The sequence below is a fragment of the Ferrovibrio sp. genome (assembly GCF_035304305.1).
Lineage (GTDB): Bacteria > Pseudomonadota > Alphaproteobacteria > Ferrovibrionales > Ferrovibrionaceae > Ferrovibrio.
On record NZ_DATGQG010000015.1, the window covers coordinates 32,398 to 55,560 of the forward strand.

A 23,163-nucleotide genomic window follows, 5' to 3' on the forward strand; every position below is an offset into this window, starting at 1 on the left:
AGATGCAGTATTTCGAGGACATCATCGTCGGGGCCTCGCGCGATACCGGCAGCCATACCTTCACGCAGGACGCCATCATCGCCTTTGCGAAGCAGTTCGACCCGCAGCCCTTCCATATCGATCCGGAAGCGGCAAAGGACAGCAATTTCGGCGGCATCATCGCCTCGGGCTGGCATACGGCGGCAACCGTGATGCGGCTGCTCGTCGACTCCGCCATCGACCTCGAGGCGAGCCTTGGCTCGCCCGGCTTCGACGATCTGAGCTGGCTGAAGCCGGTGCGACCGGGCGACACGATCCGGGCGCGGCTGACCTGCATCGAGAAGACGCCGTCGAAGAGCCGGCCCGGCATCGGCTCCGCCCGCTTCCTCGTCGAGGTGTTCAATCAGAAGGATGAACTGGTGATGAAGTTCATCAGCATCGGCCTGATGCGCTTCCGCAACAAACCCGCCTGAGCCCCTAGGCCCGCCAGTTCATCAGGATCAGGCCGCCGGCAACCAGCATGGCGGCCAGTACGCGCCGCCAGCCGAAGCCCTCGCCAAGCATCACGGCCCCGATGATCGCGGCAAAAATCACGCTGACCTCGCGCAGAGCCGCGACATGGGCCGCGCCGCTGCGGCTGAAGGCATACATGCTGATGCCATAGCCGGCCGCGGCAACGAAGCCTCCCGCCAGCCCCCGTTTCCAGCCGCGGCGCGCGGCAGCGACGAAGCTTCCGCCGCGCGTGGCGATTGCCAGCAGGGCGATCCATGGCGCCTCGACGATGTTCAGCCAGGCGATATAGGCCAGCGGATCCTCCGCCGCCCGCACGCCGCGCGCGTCGATCAGCGTGTAGGACGCGATACACAGGCCGGTCAGCATCGCGAAGACGAGCGCATGGCGGTTCTCCGCCGGCGAGTGGCGCCCGCCGAAGGCAAGGCTGCCGATGCCCAGCGACACGATCGCCACGCCGGTCAGTTCCTGCGCGGTCAGCGTCTCGCTGAAGACGAAGCCGGAGGCCAGTGCCACCAGCAGCGGGCCGAGGCCGCGCGCGATCGGATAGACCTGGCTGAGATCGCCGAAGCGGTACGCCTTCAGCAGGCAGGTGTAATACAGGCAATGCACCAGAACCGAGGCGGCCAGCCAGATCCAGGCTTCCCGCCCCATCCCGCCGGCAAAGGGCAGCAGCGCCAGGCCGAAGGGAATGCCCGCCAGCATGACCAGCGCAAGGCTGGTCTGCCGGTCGGTATCCGACTTCACGACCGCATTCCAGCTGGCATGCATGAGAGCGGCCAGCAGCACGAAGCCGGCAACGACGGGATCTAGCGCCATGGAGATGCTGGTCGGCGGGTTTATTGCAGTTCGAATCCGTTCGTGACACCGTAACGCAACCGCTTCAACTCACGCCAATGAAAAGAGGAGACGCAGATGGGCAGCATGACCACCCTGACCGCCGCCGACGGGCACACGCTTGCCGCCTATATCACCGAGCCCAGGGGTGCCGCCAAAGGCGGCCTCGTCGTCATCCAGGAGATTTTCGGCGTCAACGGCCATATCCGTTCGGTCTGCGACGGATTTGCGGCGGACGGCTATTACTGCGTGGCGCCGGCGCTGTTCGACCGCGTCCAGCCCGGCGTCGATCTCGGCTATTCCAGCGACGATGTCGCAAAGGGTCGGGACCTGCGCGGGCGCATGAACTGGGCCGACTGCATGAAGGATGTCACCGCGGCCGTGACGGCTGCGACAGGCGCCGGCCGTGTCGGCACGGTCGGCTATTGCTACGGCGGTGGCGTGACATGGCTGGCCGCGGCAGAGATACCCGGCCTGAGCGCGTCCGTCGGCTATTACGGCGGCCCGTGGGCCGAACTGGCCGACCGCGCGCCGCGCTGCCCTGCCCTGCTGCATTTCGGCGCCCGGGACGCGATGATTCCGGTCAGCCTCGCCGTCGACCTCAAGGCGAAGCACCCGACGATCGCCTGTCACGTCTATGAGGCCGATCACGGCTTCAACTGCGATCAGCGGGTACATTACGATGCCTTTGCCGCGACGCTGGCCCGCCGCCGCACCCTGGCTTTCTTCGAAGCGCTGCTCTAGCGGGCGCGGCTCCGGCGCCTAGCTCCGGCTGGAGAATTCCAGGAAGCAGCCATGCGCGGCTTCCGGCGGCACCAGAACGGTGCCATCGAGGCTGCGCGCGTGCGACACCCCGGCCGCTGTGAACCAGGCTGCGGCCGCATCCGGATTGTGAACCCGGAAGCGCATACCGGCGACATAGGGCGCCGGCCGGACCGGATGGTCGATATCCGGAAACAACGTGCCGAGATCATCCGGGGTGACGAACAGGATCACGTCCGATCCGGCGCGTACCGCCACCATGCGGTCGGTGCGCACGGCACTTCCCGCGCCAAACAGCCGCTCGTAGGCGAACTCCAGTGCCGACGGATTCTCCACCACGACAACGACGCCGGTCATATGCTCGGCCCCATTGGGGTGCACCAGCCATTCCGGCCGCCGCAGCAATTCCGGCGTCAGATGCTGGCACAGGAACATCGAGGTTTCGGGCGTCGCCTCGGGCGGCAGATGGACCAGCGAAAAGGCCGGGAGCACGGTTCCTTCCGGCAGTTCGAGTTCGCGCTTCAGGCTCTGGGGCTCTGAGGGATTGAACCCCGACGCAGCCAGGGCGGCGTGGGCAGCAACCGCGTCGTCGGTCCCGAGCACCAGCTTGTGAACGCCCTCGCCCTTCTGCTTCAGCATCTCTTCCAGTCCGGCCGTGAATCCCCCCGGCTCGGCGATACCAAGCAGCTCGAGGTAATTCTGCCGGAACATGATGCAGTAATTGCCGGTCGCCCAGCCGATATGGCGGCCGCGCGGCGTCAGCGTGAAACCGAGACGGCGATAGGTTTCGCGGGCCGCCTCCAGATCGGAAGCCGCCAGAACCGTGTGATCGAGACCGGTGATGTTGTGGGCCATACCTGACGGTATCAGTGCCCCTCGAACTCGCAAAGGGCCAGCACCTTCACATCGAGCGCCTCGAGGCGCTTGCGACCGCCGAGTTCCGGCAGATCGATGATGAAGGAGCAGCCGACGACGTTGCCCTTCTGCGCGCGGATCAGCTTGACCGCCGCTTCGGCAGTGCCGCCGGTGGCGATCAGGTCGTCCACCAGAAGAACCTGGTCGCCCGGCTGGATCGCATCGACGTGGATTTCCATCGCGTCCGTGCCGTATTCCAGCTGGTATTCCTGCGCCAGCGTCCTGGACGGCAGCTTGCCGCGCTTGCGGACCGGCACGAAACCGATCGAGAGCTGGTGCGCGATGGCGCCGCCGAGAATGAAACCGCGCGCCTCGATGCCGACGACCTTGTCGATGCGGGTGCCAGCGAAGGGCTGCACCATCTCGTCGACGGTCTTGCGAAAGCCGCGGGCGTCCTGCAGCAGAGTCGTGATGTCCCGGAACATGATTCCGGGCTTCGGATAATCCGGGATGGTGCGGATCTTGTCCTTGATCCCCTGCATGCGACTGCTTCCTTCCGGCTCAGGCCTTGAGGACGCGGCCGGCGACCGCGTCGAGTTTCTTGATCAGCTTCGGATCGCGCTTCTCCGGTGCCGTGATCAGCGCGGTATCGAGCACGTGGTTGCAGCCCTGCGGGCAATGCGACGGCCGCTGCTTCAGGTGCGGCACCGCCTTCGCAACCAGGTTCTGCCCCTTCTCGGCATTATCGAGCAGCACCCGGACGACGGAGGCGACGTCGACATGGTCATGGTCGGGATGCCAGCAGTCGTAATCGGTGACCATGGCGACGCTGGCGTAGCAGATCTCGGCCTCGCGGGCGAGCTTGGCTTCCGGCGCATTGGTCATGCCGATGACGTCGCAGCCCCAGCTCTTGTAGAGGAAGCTTTCGGCCTGGGTCGAAAACTGCGGGCCTTCCATGCAGAGATAGACACCGCCGCGCTGGGCCGTGATGCCAGCCTCCTTCGCGGCCTGTTCCAGCGCATCGCCGAGGCGGCTGCAGACCGGATGGGCCGCCGAGACATGGGCGACCAGGCCGGTGCCGAAAAAGCTTTTCTGCCGCATGAAGGTGCGGTCGATGAACTGGTCGACGATGACGAAGGTTCCGGGCGCCAGCACCTCCTTGAAGGAACCGCAGGCGGAAACCGAGATCACGTCGTGGCAGCCGACACGCTTCAGCGCATCGATATTGGCGCGGTAGTTCACTTCCGACGGAGAATGCCGGTGGCCACGGCCATGCCGGGGCAGGAAGACCAGCTCCGCGCCGTCCAGTTCGCCGAACAGCAACTCGTCAGAGGGATCGCCCCAGGGGGTCGAGACCTTGCGCCATCTGGTGTTCTTCAGTCCGGCCATACCGTAGAGACCGCTGCCGCCGAGCACGCCGATGCGGACCGGGGCTCCTGGCCTGGCGACATAGGGCTTGGGGATGGTGCCTGTGCTCCTGGGACTGCCCTTGGCCGGTTTCGCAACCCTCGCCACCGCGGTGGCCGTCCGGCGCCGGGCCGCTGCCTTTGCCTTCGGCGCCGGCTTCCGCCGTGCCGCCGTCTTCTTCTTTGCCTTCGCAGCCATCGTTCATCCCTGTCGGAATCGGCCTGAATACCGCGCGCGACTTAAGCAAACCGGTTCCTGCAGCGCAATAGAAAAGGGCCGCCCCGGCGACCGGGGCGGCCCTGATCGGGAAAAGCGACTTCGGATCAGTGCACGTCGCGCCAGATCCGCTTCTTGGCGGCAAAGAACAGGCCCGTCATGATGATCAGGAAGATCATGACCTTCAGGCCCATCCGCTTGCGATCCTCGAGCTTCGGCTCGGCCGCCCACATCAGGAAGGCAGAGACATCACGAGCCATCTGCTCGACCGTGGCCGGCTTGCCGTCGGCATAGGTCACCTGATCGGCATTCAGCGGCTGCGGCATGGCAATCTGATGCCCGGGGAAAGCCTCGTTGTAGTGCAGACCCTCGCCGACCGTGAAGTCAGCCGGCGGTTCCTTGTAGCCCGTCAGAAGGGCGTAGAGATAGTCGGGACCACCGACACGCGCCTTGGCGACCAGCGAGAGGTCGACCGGATAGGCACCGCCATTGGCGGAACGGGCGGCCTTCTCGTTCGGGAAGGGCGACGGGAACTTGTCCGACGGAAGCGCCGGGCGTTCGAACATCTCGCCCGAGTCATCCGGACCGTCGACCACTTGGAAAGTCGCGGCCAGCGCCTTCACCTCGGCCTCGGTGAAGCCGATGTCGCGCAGGTTGCGGAACGCCACATACTTCATCGAGTGGCAGGCCGCGCAGACTTCCTTGTAAACCTGATAGCCGCGCTGCAGCTCGCCGCGGTCGAAGGTGCCGAACGGACCGTTGAAGCTCCAGTTCTGCGCCTGGTACTCGATCGCCGGGCCGGCCGCGAAAGCCGGCGCCGCAAAGCCGAGCGCCACGGCGGCGACAAGGATCGAACGCTTAATCGTCATCTTCATTGTCCGGTCCCCCGCCTTACGCCTTGCTGCCCGCAGCACCGGGTGCTGCATCGCCCTTCAGCACAGCCTCACTGATCGAGGCCGGCAGCTTGTGCGGCTTCTCGAACCAGCCGACCAGCGGCATCAGTACGAGGATATGCACGAAGTAATAGACCGTGCAGACCCGGCCGATGATCAGGGCGAGACCCTCCGGCGGCTGGCCGCCGGCATAGGTCAGGCCGACGCAGGCCAGCACGAAGACCCAGAACAGCTGCTTGTAGATCGGCCGGAACTTGGCCGAGCGCACCTTGCTGGTATCCAGCCAGGGCAGCAGGAACAGGATCAGGATGGCGCCGAACATCAGCAGGACGCCGCCCAGCTTGTCCGGCACCGAACGCAGGATCGCGTAGAACGGCAGGAAGTACCATTCCGGCACGATATGCTCCGGCGTCACCAGCGGATCGGCCGGAATGTAGTTGTCCGGATGGCCGAGGAAGTTCGGCGCATAGAACAGGAAGAAGCTGAAGAAGATCAGGAATACGCCGATCCCGAACAGATCCTTGATCGTGTAGTAGGGATGGAACGGGATCTTGTCCTGCGGACCCTTGGTGTCGATGCCCAGCGGGTTGTTCGAGCCATGCTGGTGCAGCGCCAGGATATGCAGGATGACGATGCCGACGATCACGAACGGCAGCAGGTAGTGCAGCGAGAAGAAGCGGTTCAGGGTCGGGTTGTCGACCGAGAAGCCACCCCACAGCCAGGTCACGATCGGCTCGCCGACCAGCGGCAGGGCCGAGAACAGGTTGGTGATCACGGTGGCGCCCCAGAAGCTCATCTGGCCCCAGGGAAGCACGTAGCCCATGAACGCGGTCGCCATCATCAGCAGGAAGATGATGAGACCGAGGAACCACAGGATTTCACGCGGCTGCTTGTAGGAACCGTAATACAGGCCGCGGAAGATATGGATGTAGACGGCGATGAAGAACATCGACGCGCCGTTGGCATGCATGTAGCGCAGCAGCCAGCCGTAGTTCACGTCGCGCATGATGTGCTCGACCGAGTCGAAGGCGAGCGAGGTATGCGGCGTGTAATGCATCACCAGCACGATGCCGGTGACGATCTGGATCACCAGGCAGAGGCCGGCCAGCGAACCGAAATTCCACCAGTAATTCAGGTTCTTCGGCGCCGGATACTGGGTACCCACCATATGGTCAATGGCGGAGAAGACCGGCAGGCGGTACTCGATCCACTTGACGAGCGGGTTGCTGTAGAAACCGGAAGTATTGTCAGCCATCGGTCGGGATCCTTAGCCGATGCGGATGCGGGTGTCGTTCAGGAAGGTGTATTCGGGCACCGGCAGGTTGCTCGGCGCCGGGCCCTTCCGGATACGGCCTGAGGTGTCGTAGTGCGAACCGTGGCAGGGGCAGAACCAGCCACCGAACTCGCCCTTCTGGCCCAGCGGCACGCAGCCAAGATGGGTGCAGACGCCCATCATCACCAGCCATTCAGGCTTCTGCACGCGATCGGCATCCTTCTGGGGATCCGGCAGGGCGGCCGCGTCGTCTTCCTGCGCCTGCTTGATCTCGGCCTCGGTGCGGTGACGCACGAAAACCGGCTTGCCGCGCCACAGGATGGTGACGCTCTGGCCGGGGGCGATCTGGCTCAGGTCGACCTCGGTGCTCGAGAGCGCCAGGACGTCGGCCGACGGGTTCATCTGGTCGATGAACGGCCATACCGCTGCTGCAGCGCCGACTGCGCCGAATGCGCCAGCGGCAATCACGATGAAATCGCGACGGGTCGGCTCGGTCGTGCCGGCCTTTTGGGTCGCTGTCCCTGCCATAGCCCCCTCAAAGAATAAGGTCTTGGAAACGAGACCGGATATTTCTCACTATATCTTGAGGAAGTCCAGCGCTTTGCCCGAAGCATGCGACAGGTTGCCGCAGGGGTCTTGGCCTTGGAATCACATTGATAAACCGAAGAAAATCGCCCCTCCCTCTTCCTCGCCGAATGCTCCGATGCGGATCGCCCTGTTCGAGCCCGACATACCGCCCAACCTGGGCACCATCCTGCGTCTCGGTGCCTGCCTGGACATCCCGGTCCACGTCATCGAGCCCTGCGGCTTCCCCTTTTCCGTTCAGGCGGTCCGGCGCAGCGCCCTGGACTATCTGGAGCACGCCGAAATCCATCGTCATGAAAGCTGGGACAGCTTTACCGCCGAACGCCCGCCGGGCCGGCTGGTCCTGCTGACCACCAGGGCGGCGGTCCCCTACACGACCTTCCGGTTTGCCGAAGACGACATCCTGCTGTTCGGCCGCGAGAGCAAAGGCGCTCCGGAGCATGTCCATGCCGCTGCCGGCGCCCGCCTCGTCATTCCGATCAAGGCGGGCCTGCGTTCCATCAATGTCGCGACTGCGGCGGCAATGGTTCTGGGGGAAGCCCTGCGCCAGCTGAACGCGTTTCCGAAACCAGACGGTCCCGAGAAAGGATAGAAAGATGAGCGATACCCTGATCGAGGAACGGAAGGCCCGCGCCGGGAGCTGGTTCCAGACCCTGCGCGACCGCATCTGCGCCGCCTTCGAACAGCTCGAGGACGAACTGACCGGTCCCCTGAGCAGTCGGCCGGCCGGTCGCTTCGAGCGCAAGGCCTGGGACCGGCCGGGCGGCGGCGGCGGGGTGATGAGCATCATGCGCGGCCGCGTCTTCGAGAAGGTCGGTGTGAACATCTCGACCGTCCATGGCGAGTTCTCGCCCGAGTTCCGCAAGCAGATCCCCGGCGCTGCCGAGGACGGCCGCTTCTGGGCTTCGGGCATATCCCTGGTGGCGCATATGCAGTCGCCGAAAGTGCCGGCGGTGCATATGAACACGCGCTTCCTGGTTACCACGAAGAGCTGGTTCGGCGGCGGCTCCGACCTTACGCCCATGGTGCCGGACGAAACCGACACTGAAATCTTCCACGCCGCCCTGCGCGAGACCTGCGATCGCTTCGACCCCGGCTACTATCCCCGCTTCAAGCAATGGTGCGACGAGTACTTCTATCTGCCGCACCGGAACGAGCCGCGCGGCGTCGGCGGAATCTTCTTCGACGGACTCGACAGCGGCGACTGGGAGAAGGATTTCGCATTCACCAAAGCGGTCGGCGAATCGTTCCTGGAGACCTACCCCAGAATCGTCCGCCGGCACCTCAATGATTCGTGGTCGGAGGCCGAACGGGAGCACCAGCTGGTCCGCCGCGGACGGTATGTCGAGTTCAATCTGCTCTATGATCGCGGCACCACTTTCGGACTCAAAACGGGCGGCAACACCGAAGCGATCCTGATGTCGCTGCCGCCGGAAGTGAAATGGCCCTAGTGCAAAAAAGCCAGATTTCATGCGGGTTTTCGCATGCTCTGATTTTTTGCGCATCATTCTAATGGCTTACGTCGGTGATGCTTTTTCGTTCGAGCGATGCCCCACCGACCGCGGCAAAAAGACCACGCTCTTAACAAATTTTTAAGCGCGCTCAAGATTTTGTGGTTAATGCCGTAACGTTGTGCTACAGATACGGTCGTTCGGGAAACATTTCCCGAAACTTCGTTGCGGTGAAAACCGCACTTTAATTCCATGGAGGAGAACATGGCTGCGAAGAAGAAAGCCGCTAAGAAGAAGGTGGCGAAGAAGGCCGTGAAGGCCAAGAAGGCTGTGAAGGCCAAGAAGGCTCCGAAGGCCAAGAAGGCTGCCAAGAAGAAGGCCGCCAAGAAGTAAATCGTAGCGTACAGTTCTTAGAGTTGGTCTCGAGCTCCACATCGACGTCCGGGTTTTCGGCGCCGACGTGGAGCTCGAGTTCTTTTCAGGCCATTGCACGGCCCGGCGGCTGAGCCGCGAATCCGAAAAATTTCAGAAACTTAGGTATGGGATGAAGCGCGCCGTCAGGCGCCGGAGACGATCCGCACCCGCTCCTTGAGGCGGGCAAGGCAGGCCTCCCGGTCGGCACGAAAGCCATCCGCGACCCACCATGCTTCCATCTCCTTGAGCAGCGCGCTCACGGTCGGACCGGGCGCGATGCCCAGGGCAAGAATGTCCGCCCCGCGCAGGGGAAAGGCCGGCCGCTGCCAGGCGAGCGCTTCCCTTGCGCGACGCAGGGAAAGATCTGCCAGAGAAGGCTTGCGCGCGCCCAGCAGCAGGGCGGCCTCGCAGGTTCGTTCGCCGCCCCAGGCATAGAGCGTTTCGAGGAACCGGGCGTCGTCCTGCAGAACCTCGTCGGCCATCGGGGCCTCCATCAGGGCTGCCAGACGCAGACGCTGCGCATTGGACAGCCGGAGGCGATCGGCGACCGCTTCCGCCGCCCCTCCATCCGACGGGTAAAGCATGGCAAGGCGCGGCCATACGGACGGCTCCATACCCGTCTCGCCGCTGAGACTCTCCTGCAGCGCGGCCAGGGCGGCGAAGACCTCCGGGTCGAAGCGGCTGCCGGGAAGCAGCGCGGGCAGCACGCCGCTGGCCGCCATGAGCGCCAGCGTTGCGCCGGCCTTCGGCAGCACCAGGATCTTCAGCAGCTCATCGCGGACGCGCTCGCCGGACAGGCGGTGCAACTGGTCAGTCGCGGCGGCGCAGGCCGCCAGCGAGACCGGATCGGGAGCGCCTTTGCCGAAGCGGGCATGAAACCGGAAGAATCGCAGGACGCGCAGGTAATCCTCGGCGACGCGCTGCGCGGGATCACCGACGAAGCGGACGATCCCGGCGGCGAGATCGTCCCGCCCGCCGGTGAAATCATGCAGGGTACCGTCAGCGTCGGCGTAGAGCGTGTTGATGGTGAAATCGCGCCGCGCGGCATCCTCGGCCCAGTCCGTTCCGAAGGCGACCTCCGCGTGGCGTCCGTCGGTGGCGACGTCGCGCCGCAGGGTGGTGATCTGGAAGCTGGCCGGCGGCGCGACCGCGGTGACGGTGCCATGCTCGATCCCGGTCGGCACGGCCTTGATCTTCGCCTTCTGCAGGCGACGAATCACCGTTTCCGGCAGCTCGGGCGTGGCGATGTCGATGTCCTGCGGCGTCAGGCCGAGAATGGCGTCACGGACGCAGCCGCCGACAAACCGCACCGTCGCGCCCCCCGCCCCCAGCGCCTTCAGCACGGCTTGAGTCGGCGCGGCGGTCATCCATCCCGTCGGCGCGATTCGCGACACGCGCCCCGCGTTCATTGCCCGATGCGCCCCGGTACGATCCGGCCATCCTCGAACCTTGCCGGCTCGTAGGGCCCGATATTCTGCTCGAGGAAGGCGCCATAGATGACGAAGCCCAGCACCACCAGCACAAGGCCGGCCACGGCCAGCCAGAACCAGGGTGTCGCTTCCGGCCCGTCCTTGCCGCTGCGCTTCGCGTTCCAGAGATACAGGCCGTAGAGCAGGAAGGGGAGCAGGAACGGCAGCAGGTGAACGATGATCCGGCTCATATCCCTTCACCGTGCAGCAGGTCGTGGAGGTTACGCAGCATTCCTGCCGTGGCGCCCCAGATGTACTTGTCGCCGTATACCATGGCCCACCATTGCCTCTCGACGCCGTTGAATACGCCTTTATGGCGCTGGTGATTGCGGGGATCCATCAGGAAGCCGAAGGGCACCTCGAACACTTCCGCCACCTCGTGCTGATGCACCGAAAGGCGGAAGCCGGGCTTGACCAGCCCGACGACCGGAATCACCGCAAAGCCCGTTCCGGTGACATAGGCGTCTAGCGCCCCGAGGATGCTGACATGCGTGCGGTCGAGTCCGATCTCCTCTTCGGTCTCGCGCAGGGCGGTCGCGACGACGTCGGGATCCTCGGGATCGATGCGGCCGCCGGGAAAGCTGATCTGCCCGGCATGATTGGACAGATGCGCCGTCCGCTGCGTGAGGATGACACGCTCGCCGCTGCCATAGGCGACGACGGGCACCAGAACCGCCGCGGGCTTCAGCGGCCCCGGCCGGATCGACGCGAAATTCGGATTGAGCTGGAAATCGCCCTTGGGCGCCTCTGCCGCATTGCGCGGTACGGCGGTCAGCGGCGGCACCGGCTGGAGCCGGTCACGCAGAAGGTCCAGCGTGGGCGTGGCCGAGATGATCGCAGGCGACTCGGCGTTCATGCCACCTCACCAAGATCAAAAACCATTCCCGCGCTGCGCACCGCCAGCACGGTCCGCCCGTCCTCTTCCCGTTGCTCAGACATCTCCACCAGCTGGTAGAATACCGGACGCAGGATCAGCGCTTCCAGCCGGTCGCGTACCAGGACGTAAGGGGATGGTTCGCCCGTCTCCGGGTTCACGACGACCCGCAACGGGTGTTCGGAATCGAGCGGCACCACGTCGTCGACATTGGTCCGGAAGGCGATCAGGCGCGCCTCCCCTTCCCCGCTCACGGTCATCTCGACCGCCGTGAACGGAGCGTCGTCGACCCGGATGATGCATTTCTCCACCGGCGTGACCAGAACGTAACTTCCGTCCGGTTCACGCCGCAGGATGCTGGAGAACAGGCGCACCATGGCCGGCCGCGAAATCGGCGAGCCCTGGTAGTACCAGGCGCCATTCCGGGCGATGCGCATGTCGATTTCGCCGCAGGACGGCGGATTCCACAGATGGACCGGGGGCTTGCGGCCTTCACCTGCCGCACCGCCGAAACGGGCGATCACGTCTTGGAGAGTGGCGGGGTTTGCCGTTTTGCTGGGCATAGATGGCATATGGGCTTTCATTTCTCTTCTACTATATACTCGCTGGCATGCACAATTTGAGCGACACGGCCGAACATATTCTTCCCGAAATTGAGCGGATTGGTGGCCGCCTGGGTGCGGCGCGCGATGCCGTCGAGCGGGTCATCTACGGACAGGGCGAGGTGGTCGAGGAGACCATGATCACCCTTCTGGCCGGCGGCCATGCGCTGCTGGTCGGTGTGCCGGGCCTCGCCAAGACGAAGCTGGTCGAGACCCTGGCAAAGGTGCTGGGTCTGGATGCGCGGCGGGTGCAGTTCACCCCGGATCTCATGCCGGCCGACATCATCGGCTCCGAGGTTCTGGAAGAAGGCGATTCCGGCCGGCGCTCGTTCCGGTTCCTTGCCGGTCCCGTCTTCTGCCAGTTGCTGATGGCGGATGAAATCAACCGCGCCAGCCCGCGCACCCAGTCCGCCCTGCTGCAGGCCATGCAGGAGCGTCAGGTCTCGGTCGCCGGACAGCGGCATGAGCTGCCGGCGCCGTTCCATGTTCTGGCTACCCAGAATCCGCTGGAGCAGGAAGGAACCTACCCTCTGCCGGAAGCGCAGCTCGACCGTTTCCTGCTGCAGATCAACGTCCGGTATCCCGACCTGGAAGCCGAGCGGCGCATGCTGTTCGCGACCACCGGCGCGACGGAAGACGCGGTGCCGACCGTGCTGTCGGGTACCGATCTGATCGCGGCCCAGCGGCTGGTCCGCCGCATTCCCGTGGGGGAAAGCGTCGTGGAGGCCATCCTCAGCCTTGTCCGCGCCGGTCGTCCGGAGGATTCCGAGGTTGAAGGCATTCGTGAGCTGGTGTCTTGGGGACCCGGGCCGCGCGCCAGTCAGGCCCTGATGCTGGCAGTTCGCGCCCGCGCGCTGCTGCAGGGACGCCTGGCACCCTCCATCGACGACGTCGTCGCGCTGGCTGGCCCGGTTCTGCAGCACCGCATGGCGCTGACCTTCACGGCCCGCGCCGAGGGAGTCACCGTGGCCGACGTCATCGACCGCCTGCTCCAGCCCCTGCGCTGAGATCACGGCATGGCCGCTGGGGCGACAGCCGAAGCATCAGCGAATTACCGCCGTCAGCGCGCCGAGCACTTCGCCGCGTTCCTGCCGCCGCTGCTGGTCGCCGCCGAACGGGTTGCCGCGACCGTCGAACAGGGTGTGCACGGCCGCCGCCGCGTCGGCTCTGGCGATGCATTCTGGCAGTTCCGCCAGTACAGCTCGGGTGACCCGATTACCCGGGTCGACTGGCGGCAGACCGCCAAAAGGATGCACGCCTATATCCGCGAAAATGAATGGGAGGCCGCGGAAAGCGTCTGGCTGTGGCGCGACCCGTCGCCGTCGATGCGCTGGAAATCCGCGGCGGGGATGGAACAGAAAGACGAGCGCGCCGATCTGCTGCTGCTGGCGACGGCCAGCCTGCTGCTGCGCGGCGGCGAACGGGTAGCGCTGCTGGGCACGCCCGAGCGACCGAGCACCGGACGGCTCGTGCTCGAGCGGCTGGCTAGCCAGCTGCTGCGCGCCCGCTTCGAAAATGCCGAAGCCAGCCTTCCGCCATATCAGATGCTGCCCCGGCATGCCCAGGTCGTGCTGATCGGCGATTTCCTGTATCCGATTCCGGAGATCGCCGCCCGCCTGCGCACCCTGGCCGATATGGGCGTGAAGGGTGCCGTCCTGCGCGTGATCGATCCGGCCGAAGAGGAATTTCCATATAGCGGCCGGACCCGTTTTCTCGGCCTCGAAGGCGAGAACCCGCTGCTGGCGCCGCGGGCGGAGTCGCTGGCGTCGGAATGGCGCACGATGTTCGCCGCGCATCAGCAGGAGCTGGCCGAGGTCTGCCGCAGGGTCGGCTGGCGGCATCTCAAGCACAGGACCGACCGCCCGCCGCAAACCGCGTTGCTTTCGCTTTATCAGGCGCTACAGGCTGACCGGATAAGGCTGGACGCAAGAGGCTGAGGCGCCATGTTCACGCTGGGCAGCCTCGCTTTCGCCACGCCACTCGCCCTGACGGCGCTTCTGGCCCTGCCGATCCTGTGGTGGCTGCTGCGCATCACGCCACCGACACCCAAGCAGGTCACCTTCCCGCCGCTGCGGCTGCTGCTGACGCTGCGGCAGAAGGAGGAAACGCCGGCGCATACCCCGTTGTGGCTGCTTCTGCTCCGTCTTCTGATTGCCGCCCTGGCCATTCTGGCCCTGGCCGAGCCGGTGCTGAATCCGCAGACGGCCGAACGCAAAGCCGGGCCGCTTCTTCTTGTCATCGATGACGGCTGGACGGCCGCGCCGCGCTGGCGCGACCGCCTCGTTCACGCGGACAACGCACTCGAACGGGCCGAGCGCGATGGCCGCCCGGCCATGCTGATCACCACCGCCCCGGACGGCGCATCGGGCGACGTGCCGCGGCGGCTTATGCCGGCTGCCGAGCTGCGTCCCGTCGTGGCAGCACTCCAGCCCAAGCCATGGGCTTCCGACCGCGACGCACTGTTGCAGGAACTGCTGCGCGACACGATGCCGGAAGACGCCGAAGTGGTATGGCTTGCCGACGGGCTGCGGGACGACGAAACCGGCGAAGCCGCTTACGTGATGGCGGAATGGCTGCTCCGGCTGGGCTCGCTCCGGGTGATGACGACCGACGCCGATGACGGTGCCGTTGCCCTGCTGCCCCCCGTGTCAGATCCCCAGGGCGACCTCATCACACTGCGCCGCCCGGAGGGCGCCAGCGGCGACCGTACGATGACCCTTCGTGCGCTGACCGATCAGGGCCGCGTTCTGGCGCGCGAAACGGCTACCTTCGCCGATGGTTCTGCCACCGCGGATGTCCGGCTGTCGCTGCCGGGCGAAATCCGCAACCAGCTGTCCCGGCTGGAACTCGAGGAACAGCCGAGCGCCGGGAGCGTGCAGCTGCTCGACGAACGCTGGCGCCGGCGACCGGTCGGTCTGGTGTCGGGAGGTGGGCTGGAAACCCGACAACCGCTGCTCGGCGATCTCTTCTACCTCGAGCGCGCGCTCGCCCCTTATGCGGAACTACGGCAGGGCCGCATCGCCGAGCTGCTGGAACGCGAACTGGCGGTGATCATCCTGGCGGACGTGGCGCAGGTGGTCGGCAGCGACGAAGCGAAACTGCAGGACTGGATCAGGAATGGCGGCGTCCTGCTGCGGTTTGCCGGGCCGCGGATGGCCGAGACGGACGACAACCTGCTGCCGGTGAAACTCCGCCAGGGCGCCCGGCAACTCGGCGGCGCCCTGTCCTGGGCGCAGCCGCAGCGGCTCGGACCGGTTCCCGAGAACAGCCCGTTTCGCGGCATTGCCGGCGGGGAGCAGATCACGGTGAGCCGCCAGGTCCTCGCCGAGCCGGAAGCACAGCTTGGCAACAAGACCTGGCTGCGCCTCGAGGACGGCACGCCGCTGGTGACTGCCGAGGCCCGCGACAAGGGCTGGCTGATCCTCGTGCATACGACGGCCAATACATTATGGTCCGATCTGGCGCTGAGCGGGTTCTACGTCGAAATGCTGCGCAAGGTCATCGAACTCTCCCATGGCGTGGCCGCGAACGGCGAAACCGCCGAAGCGCCACTGCCTCCCCTGTCGGTGCTGGACGGCTTCGGCCGGTCCGGCGAACCAGGCCCCGCAGTGCAGCCGCTGCCGCCGCGCGGTGAAGCCGTGCAGATCGGGCCGCGGCATCCACCCGGCTGGTATGGCCGTTCCGACAGCCGCCGCGCCCTGAATGCCGCCTCCGCCGACACCAGACTGCAGCCGATCACGGACTGGCCTGCGGATGCGACCGTTCTCACCCTGGACCAGAGCAGCCGCGAAATCCGGCTGCTGCCCTGGCTGCTCAGCGGCGCCCTGCTGCTGCTGCTGGCCGACTGGCTGATCGGCCTCGGCCTTCGCGGGCTGCTGCCGAGCCGGCGCGGCGCCGCGCCGGCCATGCTGGCGCTCGCCGCCATTCTGCTGGCCGGCGGAACGGCGGATGCCCAGTCCCGCCGCGACACGGCTTCTCCGACCGACGAGTTTGCCCTGAAGGCGGCCCACGAGCTGCGCCTAGCCTATGTGATTACCGGACAATCGGACGTCGACCAGATGAGTCGCGCGGGCCTGCACGGGCTGACCGAGGTTCTGTTCCGGCGCACTTCGATCGAGGCGGGCGAGCCGCTCGGCATCAATCTCGAGAGCGACGACATTTCCCTGGTGCCGTTCCTGTACTGGCCGGTCACGCCGCTGCAGCCGCAACTGTCCGACGCGGCCCTGCGCAGCGTCGACCAGTTCATGAAGACCGGCGGCATGATCCTGTTCGATACCCGCGATCAGGCCACGGGGCTGAGCGGCACCGCGGCCAGCCCGAACACCGAGAAGCTGCGGCAGATGCTGGCGAAGCTGGACATCCCGCCGCTGATGCCGGTGCCGGACGATCACGTCCTGACCAAGGCATTTTACCTGCTGCAGGAATTCCCCGGCCGCTACAACGGCGGCACCGTCTGGGTGGAGCGCAATCCCGGCGGCGACAAGGACGGCGTCACGTCTCTGGTCATCGGCAGTCATGACTGGGCTGCCGCCTGGGCGATGGATGCGAACGGCCGCCCGATCGCGGCGACGATTCCCAACAATCCGCGTCAGCGTGAATTCGCCTATCGCTTCGGCGTCAATCTGCTGATGTACACACTGACCGGCAACTACAAGGCCGACCAGGTGCATATCCCCGCCCTGCTGGAGCGTCTGGGGCAGTAGGTCTGGCATGAACGACGCCTATACCCTCGATTTCGCGCCGCTGATGCCCTGGCCATTCCTGCTGGCCTGCGCCGGAGCCGTGCTGCTGCTGACCGGCTATGGCCTGTGGCGTGGCGCCCGCGGCACCCTGCTGCGCTGCCTTACGGCGCTGATCGTCCTGGCTGCCCTCGCCAATCCCGTGGCGCGCCGTGAGGAACGTGCGGGACTGCCCGATATCGCGGTCGTCGTCGTGGACGAAAGCCCGAGCCAGGGTATCGGCGATCGCCAGCAGCAGGCCGATGCGGCCGAAGCCGCACTGCGAGAGAAGCTCGGCGCGATCGAGAATCTGGAAACCCGCGTCGTTCGGGCCGGCAAACCGGCGGCAGAATCGGCGGACCGCGATGAGGGAACGCGGCTGTATTCGGCCTGGACCCTTGCCTTGAGCGACCTGCCGCGGCACCGGCTTGCCGGCAGCATCCTCGTCACCGACGGTCAGGTCCACGACATGCCGGATACCAGTGTGCTGCAGGACGTCAGCGATGCGCCGGTTCACATTCTGCTGACCGGCCGCCCGGATGAACGCGACCGTCGCCTGGTCGTGCGCAATGCGCCGACCTTCGGCATGGTCAATCAGGACCTCACCGTGACCCTGCGTGTCGACGACACCGCGGCTCGGCCGAACGAGATGGCGCAGCTGCGCTTCCGGCAGGAGGATGTCGGCGAGCAGACCCTGTCGGTACCGGTCGGCCGCGACGTCACCGTGCCGTTCAAGCTGCAGCGTGCGGGACGCAGCCTGCTGGAATTCGATGTCGCGCCGGTGGAGGGCGAACTCACGCCGCACAACAACCGTGTCGCGCTGGCCATCAACGGGGTGCGCGACCGGCTCAGGGTTCTGCTGGTCACCGGCGAAGCCCATGCCGGCGAGCGCGTGTGGCGCAACCTGCTCAAGGCCGATCCCAACGTGGACCTCGTCCACTTCACGATCCTGCGTCCGCCGGACAAGCAGGACGGCACGCCGATCCGCGAACTGTCGCTGATCGCCTTCCCGATCCGCGAGCTGTTCGAACTCAAGCTGAACGAGTTCGACCTGATCATTTTCGACCGCTACCGGCGACGCGGCATCCTGCCCAACGCCTATTTCGAGAATATCGCCAATTACGTTGCCCGCGGCGGCGCGCTGCTCGAGGTCTCGGGACCGGCCTATGCGACGCCGCTCAGCCTCTATCGCACGCCGCTGGCCGACATCTTTCCCGGCCGGCCGATCGGAACCGTGCGAACCGAAGCCTACCTGCCGCAGCTCAGCGCCACCGGCAACCGCCACCCGGTTACCGCGGGGCTGCCGGGTTCAACCGGCGGGCCGGATGGGGCACCGAGCTGGAGCCGCTGGTTCCGCGTGATCAATGTCGAGGCGGATCGCGGCCATGTGCTGCTGGAAACGCCGAATGCCGAGCCGCTGATGGTTCTCGACCGCATCGAGAAGGGGCGCGTGGCGCAGATCTATTCCGACCATATCTGGCTCTGGTCACGCGGCTTCGAAGGCGGCGGTCCCCAGGCCGAATTGCTGCGCCGGCTGGCGCACTGGCTGATGAAGGAGCCCGATCTGGAAGAGGAAGCGCTGCGTGCCGAAATCCGCGGCGGACGCCTCGAGGTGGAGCGGCGCAGCCTGACCGAACGGCGCGAACCCGTCACCGTGGTGCGACCGGATGGCAGCGAAGTGCCGCTGATGCTGGAAGAGCGCGGCCAGGGGCTGGCCAGCGGCGCATTGCCGGTCGACACACCCGGCATCTATCGGGTGCGCGACGGGGTGCGCGAGGCGGTCGCTACGGTTGGGGCTGTCAATCCGCGTGAGTTCGCCGATCCGCGCGCCTCGCCTGCCGTCCTGAAGCCGCTGGCCGACGCGACACGGGGGGGCGTGCAATGGCTGCAGGACGGTCTGCCCGATATCCGCATGATGGAAAAGCCGACGCGCAGTTCCGCAAGGGATGCTGCGGGGCGGAACTGGATCGGCCTGTATCGGCAGAACGACTTCGTCGTCACCGGACTCACCCTGACGCCGCTGGCGCTGCCACTCGCGGTGCTGGCCGGCCTGCTTGTAGCGATGATGCTGATGTGGCGTCGCGAGAGCCGCTAGAGCTCAAGCAGCCGTTTCACGGCTTCGTGCACACTCATGCCCGGCGACAGTCCCGCGTCCCGCGCCAGGTCGTTCACCGCCGAGATCACGCCGTTCTGCCACCCATCGGCCGCATCGCCGATCCGCGCCGTATCATGGCTGTAGGCGGCGGCCGGACAGCGCAACTGGCCAAGGCCGGCAATGCCGGCGGATTCCTTGCCGATCCCCGCGTCGTTGAAGAAACACCCCTTCAGCACCACCGGCACTGCATAAGCGGTCGCGCTGCTGCCGCCGTGGCTGCCCGAGATCACGATGCTGCCGGCATCGGCCGGTCTGACTTCGGTGATACTGTCGGCCAGCAGAACGGGAATGGCTCCGGATTGCGGAGCGAAGCGCCGCGCCATGTCAGGCCGCGCGCCTGCGCCGTACGGGCTTTGCCTTGCCCACGACGCCCGTTACGCCCTCCAGCGCGCCGGCGAAGAGTTCCATGAGCTGGAACCGCTCGCGTTCCACCCAGCCCGGCATCTCGAGCCCGCGATCGGCGGCGTTGCTGAAGCCGAAGGGCTCATAATAGGGCTTGTCGCCGACGAGGATGCAGATGCGGTGTCCCTGGCGGGTGGCGGCATAGAGGCTGTGCCGGATCAGCGCGCGGCCAATCCCCTGCCCCTGGTAATCCGGATGCACGGCTACCGGCCCGAGCATGATCGCCGGCACCGCCGCTTCACCGATCACCACCGGCCAGTAACGGATCGAGCCGAGCACCTTGCCGCTGTCGTCGCGAACGACGAAGGCCAGCGTTTTCAGATGGGCAACGCCCTCGCGCAGCCGGTAAACGGTCTTCTTCGTGCGCTCGGATCCGAAGGTGAGGTCGAGCAGCATATCGATCTGGGCGGCATCACCCGGCCGTTCGGGAAGAATTGGGAACATCAGCTTGCTTCCGGCAACAAGTTCGGAGACCAGAGACGGACGGGCGGCCCTGGCCTTCCGTCCGGTCGGCCGGCGGTTCGCTGTCACTTTGGAAGCTGATGTCTGTCGGGACGAAGAAATAGCGACTGGGACTTTCTGCTTCAGCGCACGCGAACGGCCGCCGCGCACCGCTTTCGCATTTGAATCTGCTTATGCGGTGCGATGGTTCGGGCTCGTCGATGTCGCCATTGGCGGGTCATCAGGTGCGTCCTCTTGTCGCGCCCTGTTCGATAGCATAGGGCTACCGGGTCGTAAACGGGTTTCAGCGGCGCTGGTTCCGCGGCGGCCCGACTGTGTCCAGCAGAGCACACTCCCAGGGCGGCTCCGGCCCGAAACGCTCCACCAGGAAGTCGATGAAGGCGCGCAGCTTGGGCGTCAGATAGCGCTGCGCCGGATAGACGGCGTGGATGCCGAAGGGCGGCGGCTCGTAGGCTTCGAGAACCGGCACCAGCCGGCCGGCGGCAATGTCGGGTCCCACGATGAAACTGGGCGAGCGGACCAGCCCGATCCCTGCCAGCGCGGCATCCCGCAGCGCATCGCCGTTATTGGCATGCAGGCGGCCGGAGACCTTGATCGCCCATGGGCCGCCCTCTCCTTCGTAGCGCCAGGTCTGCGCCTCGGGCAGATAGGTGTAGAGCAGGCACTCATGCTGCCGCAGGTCGGCCGGGACCAGCGGCACGCCCGCCTTGCGCAGATAGGACTCAGACGCACAGGTAATAAACCGGCTGAAAGCCAGCCGCCGCGCCGTCAGTGTGGAGTCGGACAGTTCGCCGATCCGGATCGCGACATCGACATCCTCGTCCAGCAGGTCGATGCGCCGGTCGTTGAAGGTGAGATCGACGCGCAGTTCGGGATAGCGGTTCAGCAGATCCGGCAGCAGCGGCGCGACATAGCGCAGCCCGAAGCTCATCGGCAGGTTGACCCGCAGCAGGCCCCGCGGCGCCGATTGCAGGTTCTGCACCGCGGCATCGGCAGCCTCGGCTTCAGCCAGCACGCGCTGGGCATGCGCCAGCACGATGCGGCCGGTTTCGGTCAGCGACAGCTTGCGGGTCGTTCGCTGCAGCAACTGGGCGCCGAGCCGTCGTTCCAGCCGGGCGATCTGCTTGGACACGGCGGATTTCGACAGGCGCAGAGCCCCGGCCGCGCCGCTGAAGCTGTTATGTTCCACCACCTTGGCAAAGGCGGCCAGATCCAGAATATGCTCCAAAGACTGTCCCCTTGAGGAAACAATGATGTTCCTAATCTATCATTGTTTCCTTTAATACGGCAGCCATATTCTCCTGCATCCAACGCAGGAGAGAGCAAATGACAAAAATTCTTGTACTTTATCACTCGATGTACGGCCATGTGGAGAAGATGGCGGAAGCCGTCGCCGCCGGCGCCCGCGAGGTCCCCGGCGCCCAGGTCACCATCAAGCGGGTTCCCGAGACGATTCCGGAGGAGGCCTTCAAGAAGGCCGGCGGCAAGTGGGACCAGGCCGCGCCGATCGCCAGCCCGGCCGAACTGGCCGATTACGATGCCATCATCTTCGGTACCGGCACCCGGTTCGGCAACATGAGCGGCCAGATGCGCAATTTTCTCGACCAGACCGGCGGCCTCTGGGTGAAGGGCGCTCTGGTCGGCAAGGTCGGCAGCGTCTTCGTCTCCACCGGCACCGGCGGCGGCAACGAAACGACGGTGACCAGCTTCCATCACACCCTGCTGCATCACGGCATGATCATCGTCGGTCTGCCCTACGCTGCACCCGAACTGGCCGACATCAGCGAACTGAAGGGCGGCTCGCCTTATGGTGCCGGCACCATTGCCGGTGCGGATGGCAGCCGTCAGCCCAGCGAGATCGAGCTGAAGCTGGCCCGCTTCCAGGGCCGTCATGTCGCTGCCATCGCGGCAAAACTGAAGTCATAATCACCCCTGACAGCCGCGGCGGCCTCAAGCCGCTGCGGCATCGGAGAGCGCCATGATCCATGTCATTCCCTTCGACCGGCTCGGCCGGATGCAGATTGACTGGCTGAACAGCCGGTTCCATTTCAACTTCTCCGGTGTCGCCGCGCCGATGGGGTTCGGTTTCGGACCTCTGCGCGTCTGGAATGATGACGAAATCCAGCCGCAATCGGGCTTCCCGATGCATGGTCACCGCGACATGGAGATCATTACCTACGTCCGCCGCGGTGCGATCAGCCATGAAGACAGCCTCGGCAACAAGGGGCGCACCCCTGCTGGCGACGTGCAGGTGATGAGTGCCGGGACCGGCATCATGCATTCGGAATGGAATGCCGAGGACGAAATGACGCACCTGTTCCAGATCTGGATCGAGCCGCGCCAGATGCGGCTGAAGCCGCGCTGGGACCAGGCGCAGTTTCCCAGAAGCAACCGCGCCAACCGGCTGGTGCCCCTGGCCTCGGGCGAGGAAGCCATCCTGTCGAACCACCCCGGCACGCTGATGATCCATCAGGACGCGACGCTCTATGGCGCGCTGCTGCAGAAGGATGGCCGGGCGGAATTCGACCTGCCGGAGAACCGCATGGGTTATCTCGTCGTGGCCGACGGACAGATCACGCTGAACGGGCAGGAGATTCCGACGCGCGCCGGTGCGGCGCTCGTCGGAACCGGAAAACTGGACATCTCGGCGTCGGATGGAGCCGAAGTCCTGCTCTTCGATCTGCCGCGCCCGAACTAGTCCGCGGTGGGCCTCGCAACCGCTCCGGCCAGTGCCCGTTCCAGCCGGTCGATATCGGCAAGGCGGAGCACACTGGGCGCGGCCGGAGCGCCATAGGGCAGTGCGATACCCTGCTCGCGGCAGGCCTTGTGGATCGCGAAACGCAGATCGCTTTCGACGAGAAACCGGCGCTCCACATCGGCGATGTGGCCGCGCAGCGCGAACATCAGCATGCCGGCGCCGAAATCCCGGAACACCACGACAGGCGCCGGCATGGCCAGTATTTCCGGGTGCGCTTTCAGGCAATCCAGCAGCACGGTGCGGGCCTTCTCCAGATCCGCCGCGTAAGACAGGCCAAGATCGATGTCGATGCGGCCCAGCCGGTTGCGGTGGGTCCAGTTCATCACCGGACTGGCGATTAGGTCCGAGTTCGGAATGATCACCGACGCGCGGGGAAACGTCTCGATCTCGGTCGAGCGGACATTGATGCGGCGAACATAGCCTTCCCTGCCGCCGATCATCACCCAGTCGCCGACTTTCACCGGCCGTTCGATCAGAAGGATGATGCCTGACACAAAGTTGTTGACGATATTCTGCAGGCCGAAGCCGATACCCACCGACA

General features: G+C 65.7%; 26 protein-coding genes. 11 read left to right on the forward strand and 15 right to left on the reverse strand.

What is annotated here, in order from left to right:
- The first annotated feature begins 2 nt into the window (after positions 1 to 2).
- On the forward strand, positions 3 to 452 hold the full coding sequence (locus tag VKZ87_RS01645) for a MaoC family dehydratase (protein WP_324219494.1): 450 nt from the start codon (positions 3 to 5) through the stop codon (positions 450 to 452).
- 4 nt (positions 453 to 456) lie between these two features.
- Here the strand turns inward: VKZ87_RS01645 and VKZ87_RS01650 are convergent, their stop codons facing one another.
- Positions 457 to 1,308, reverse strand: a complete 852-nt coding sequence (locus VKZ87_RS01650; RefSeq protein WP_324219495.1) for an EamA family transporter — start codon at positions 1,306 to 1,308, stop codon at positions 457 to 459.
- A 96-nt stretch (positions 1,309 to 1,404) separates the two neighbouring features.
- Here VKZ87_RS01650 and VKZ87_RS01655 point away from each other — a divergent pair, with 96 nt between their 5' ends.
- A complete protein-coding gene (locus tag VKZ87_RS01655; protein WP_324219496.1) occupies positions 1,405 to 2,070 on the forward strand; it encodes a dienelactone hydrolase family protein in 666 nt (221 codons plus the stop codon).
- Positions 2,071 to 2,088: 18 nt separating this feature from the next.
- On the opposite strand, the gene VKZ87_RS01660 is transcribed toward VKZ87_RS01655, so the two are convergent.
- The 6 genes from VKZ87_RS01660 to petA form a co-directional block, all read right to left on the reverse strand.
- Complete coding sequence (locus VKZ87_RS01660) at positions 2,089 to 2,943, reverse strand: VOC family protein (protein ID WP_324219497.1); 855 nt, start codon at positions 2,941 to 2,943, stop codon at positions 2,089 to 2,091.
- 11 nt (positions 2,944 to 2,954) lie between these two features.
- Positions 2,955 to 3,485: an adenine phosphoribosyltransferase gene (locus VKZ87_RS01665; protein WP_324219498.1), complete on the reverse strand. Its 531-nt coding sequence runs from the start codon at positions 3,483 to 3,485 to the stop codon at positions 2,955 to 2,957.
- A gap of 19 nt (positions 3,486 to 3,504) precedes the next feature.
- Positions 3,505 to 4,332, reverse strand: a complete 828-nt coding sequence (locus VKZ87_RS01670; RefSeq protein WP_414655616.1) for an S-methyl-5'-thioadenosine phosphorylase — start codon at positions 4,330 to 4,332, stop codon at positions 3,505 to 3,507.
- 341 nt (positions 4,333 to 4,673) lie between these two features.
- Positions 4,674 to 5,441 carry a cytochrome c1 gene (locus VKZ87_RS01675; RefSeq protein WP_324219500.1) on the reverse strand — a complete coding sequence of 256 codons (768 nt, stop codon included), beginning with the start codon at positions 5,439 to 5,441 and terminating at the stop codon, positions 4,674 to 4,676.
- 16 nt (positions 5,442 to 5,457) lie between these two features.
- The gene (locus tag VKZ87_RS01680) at positions 5,458 to 6,714 is read right to left on the reverse strand and encodes a cytochrome b (protein ID WP_324219501.1); all 1,257 of its coding nucleotides are present in this window, start codon (positions 6,712 to 6,714) and stop codon (positions 5,458 to 5,460) included.
- Between the two features lie 12 nt (positions 6,715 to 6,726).
- Complete coding sequence (gene petA / locus VKZ87_RS01685; protein ID WP_324219502.1) at positions 6,727 to 7,260, reverse strand: ubiquinol-cytochrome c reductase iron-sulfur subunit; 534 nt, start codon at positions 7,258 to 7,260, stop codon at positions 6,727 to 6,729.
- Between the two features lie 175 nt (positions 7,261 to 7,435).
- Between petA and VKZ87_RS01690 the strand changes: the two genes are divergently transcribed.
- From VKZ87_RS01690 to VKZ87_RS01700, 3 genes are all read left to right on the forward strand, one after another.
- Positions 7,436 to 7,909 (forward strand): tRNA (cytidine(34)-2'-O)-methyltransferase, encoded by a 474-nt coding sequence (locus tag VKZ87_RS01690; protein ID WP_324219503.1) that lies wholly within the window; start codon positions 7,436 to 7,438, stop codon positions 7,907 to 7,909.
- 4 nt (positions 7,910 to 7,913) lie between these two features.
- The gene (gene hemF / locus VKZ87_RS01695; RefSeq protein WP_324219504.1) at positions 7,914 to 8,768 is read left to right on the forward strand and encodes an oxygen-dependent coproporphyrinogen oxidase; all 855 of its coding nucleotides are present in this window, start codon (positions 7,914 to 7,916) and stop codon (positions 8,766 to 8,768) included.
- A gap of 264 nt (positions 8,769 to 9,032) precedes the next feature.
- Positions 9,033 to 9,161, forward strand: coding sequence for a hypothetical protein (locus tag VKZ87_RS01700; RefSeq protein ID WP_324219505.1), 129 nt, complete (start codon positions 9,033 to 9,035; stop codon positions 9,159 to 9,161).
- A 164-nt stretch (positions 9,162 to 9,325) separates the two neighbouring features.
- Here VKZ87_RS01700 and VKZ87_RS01705 read toward each other — a convergent pair whose 3' ends face one another.
- Genes VKZ87_RS01705 through VKZ87_RS01720 form a run of 4 tightly spaced genes read right to left on the reverse strand, consistent with a single transcriptional unit; the run spans position 9,326 to position 12,088 of the window.
- Entirely contained in the window at positions 9,326 to 10,549 is a 1,224-nt protein-coding gene (locus VKZ87_RS01705; protein WP_324219506.1) for a CCA tRNA nucleotidyltransferase, read from the reverse strand.
- Between the two features lie 38 nt (positions 10,550 to 10,587).
- Entirely contained in the window at positions 10,588 to 10,842 is a 255-nt protein-coding gene (locus tag VKZ87_RS01710) for a DUF6111 family protein (protein ID WP_324219507.1), read from the reverse strand.
- On the reverse strand, positions 10,839 to 11,507 hold the full coding sequence (locus VKZ87_RS01715) for a CoA pyrophosphatase (protein ID WP_324219508.1): 669 nt from the start codon (positions 11,505 to 11,507) through the stop codon (positions 10,839 to 10,841). The genes VKZ87_RS01710 and VKZ87_RS01715 overlap by 4 nt, the downstream gene beginning before the upstream one ends.
- Entirely contained in the window at positions 11,504 to 12,088 is a 585-nt protein-coding gene (locus tag VKZ87_RS01720; RefSeq protein WP_324219509.1) for a DUF1285 domain-containing protein, read from the reverse strand. Before VKZ87_RS01720 ends, VKZ87_RS01715 begins: the two co-directional genes overlap by 4 nt.
- A 56-nt stretch (positions 12,089 to 12,144) precedes the next feature.
- On the opposite strand from VKZ87_RS01720, the gene VKZ87_RS01725 reads away from it, so the two are divergent.
- Genes VKZ87_RS01725 through VKZ87_RS01740 form a run of 4 tightly spaced genes read left to right on the forward strand, consistent with a single transcriptional unit; the run spans position 12,145 to position 18,940 of the window.
- Complete coding sequence (locus VKZ87_RS01725) at positions 12,145 to 13,134, forward strand: MoxR family ATPase (protein WP_324219510.1); 990 nt, start codon at positions 12,145 to 12,147, stop codon at positions 13,132 to 13,134.
- A 9-nt stretch (positions 13,135 to 13,143) separates the two neighbouring features.
- Entirely contained in the window at positions 13,144 to 14,064 is a 921-nt protein-coding gene (locus tag VKZ87_RS01730) for a DUF58 domain-containing protein (RefSeq protein ID WP_324219511.1), read from the forward strand.
- A gap of 6 nt (positions 14,065 to 14,070) precedes the next feature.
- Entirely contained in the window at positions 14,071 to 16,830 is a 2,760-nt protein-coding gene (locus tag VKZ87_RS01735; RefSeq protein WP_324219512.1) for a DUF4159 domain-containing protein, read from the forward strand.
- A 7-nt stretch (positions 16,831 to 16,837) separates the two neighbouring features.
- On the forward strand, positions 16,838 to 18,940 hold the full coding sequence (locus tag VKZ87_RS01740; protein ID WP_324219513.1) for a hypothetical protein: 2,103 nt from the start codon (positions 16,838 to 16,840) through the stop codon (positions 18,938 to 18,940).
- On the opposite strand, the gene VKZ87_RS01745 is transcribed toward VKZ87_RS01740, so the two are convergent.
- From VKZ87_RS01745 to VKZ87_RS01755, 3 genes are all read right to left on the reverse strand, one after another.
- Positions 18,937 to 19,323 carry a hypothetical protein gene (locus VKZ87_RS01745; protein ID WP_324219514.1) on the reverse strand — a complete coding sequence of 129 codons (387 nt, stop codon included), beginning with the start codon at positions 19,321 to 19,323 and terminating at the stop codon, positions 18,937 to 18,939. The two genes, VKZ87_RS01740 and VKZ87_RS01745, sit on opposite strands and share 4 nt — an antisense overlap.
- A 1-nt stretch (position 19,324) precedes the next feature.
- A complete protein-coding gene (locus VKZ87_RS01750) occupies positions 19,325 to 19,846 on the reverse strand; it encodes an N-acetyltransferase (protein WP_324219515.1) in 522 nt (173 codons plus the stop codon).
- Positions 19,847 to 20,147: 301 nt separating this feature from the next.
- Complete coding sequence (locus tag VKZ87_RS01755; RefSeq protein WP_324219516.1) at positions 20,148 to 21,092, reverse strand: LysR family transcriptional regulator; 945 nt, start codon at positions 21,090 to 21,092, stop codon at positions 20,148 to 20,150.
- A gap of 98 nt (positions 21,093 to 21,190) precedes the next feature.
- Between VKZ87_RS01755 and wrbA the strand changes: the two genes are divergently transcribed.
- Both wrbA and VKZ87_RS01765 read left to right on the forward strand, forming a co-directional pair.
- Positions 21,191 to 21,790, forward strand: a complete 600-nt coding sequence (gene wrbA, locus VKZ87_RS01760; protein WP_324219517.1) for an NAD(P)H:quinone oxidoreductase — start codon at positions 21,191 to 21,193, stop codon at positions 21,788 to 21,790.
- Between the two features lie 52 nt (positions 21,791 to 21,842).
- A complete protein-coding gene (locus VKZ87_RS01765) occupies positions 21,843 to 22,562 on the forward strand; it encodes a pirin family protein (RefSeq protein ID WP_324219518.1) in 720 nt (239 codons plus the stop codon).
- Here the strand turns inward: VKZ87_RS01765 and VKZ87_RS01770 are convergent.
- Positions 22,559 to 23,163 (reverse strand): mechanosensitive ion channel family protein (locus VKZ87_RS01770; protein WP_324219519.1); only part of this gene is annotated, 605 nt, incomplete at its 5' end. The two genes, VKZ87_RS01765 and VKZ87_RS01770, sit on opposite strands and share 4 nt — an antisense overlap.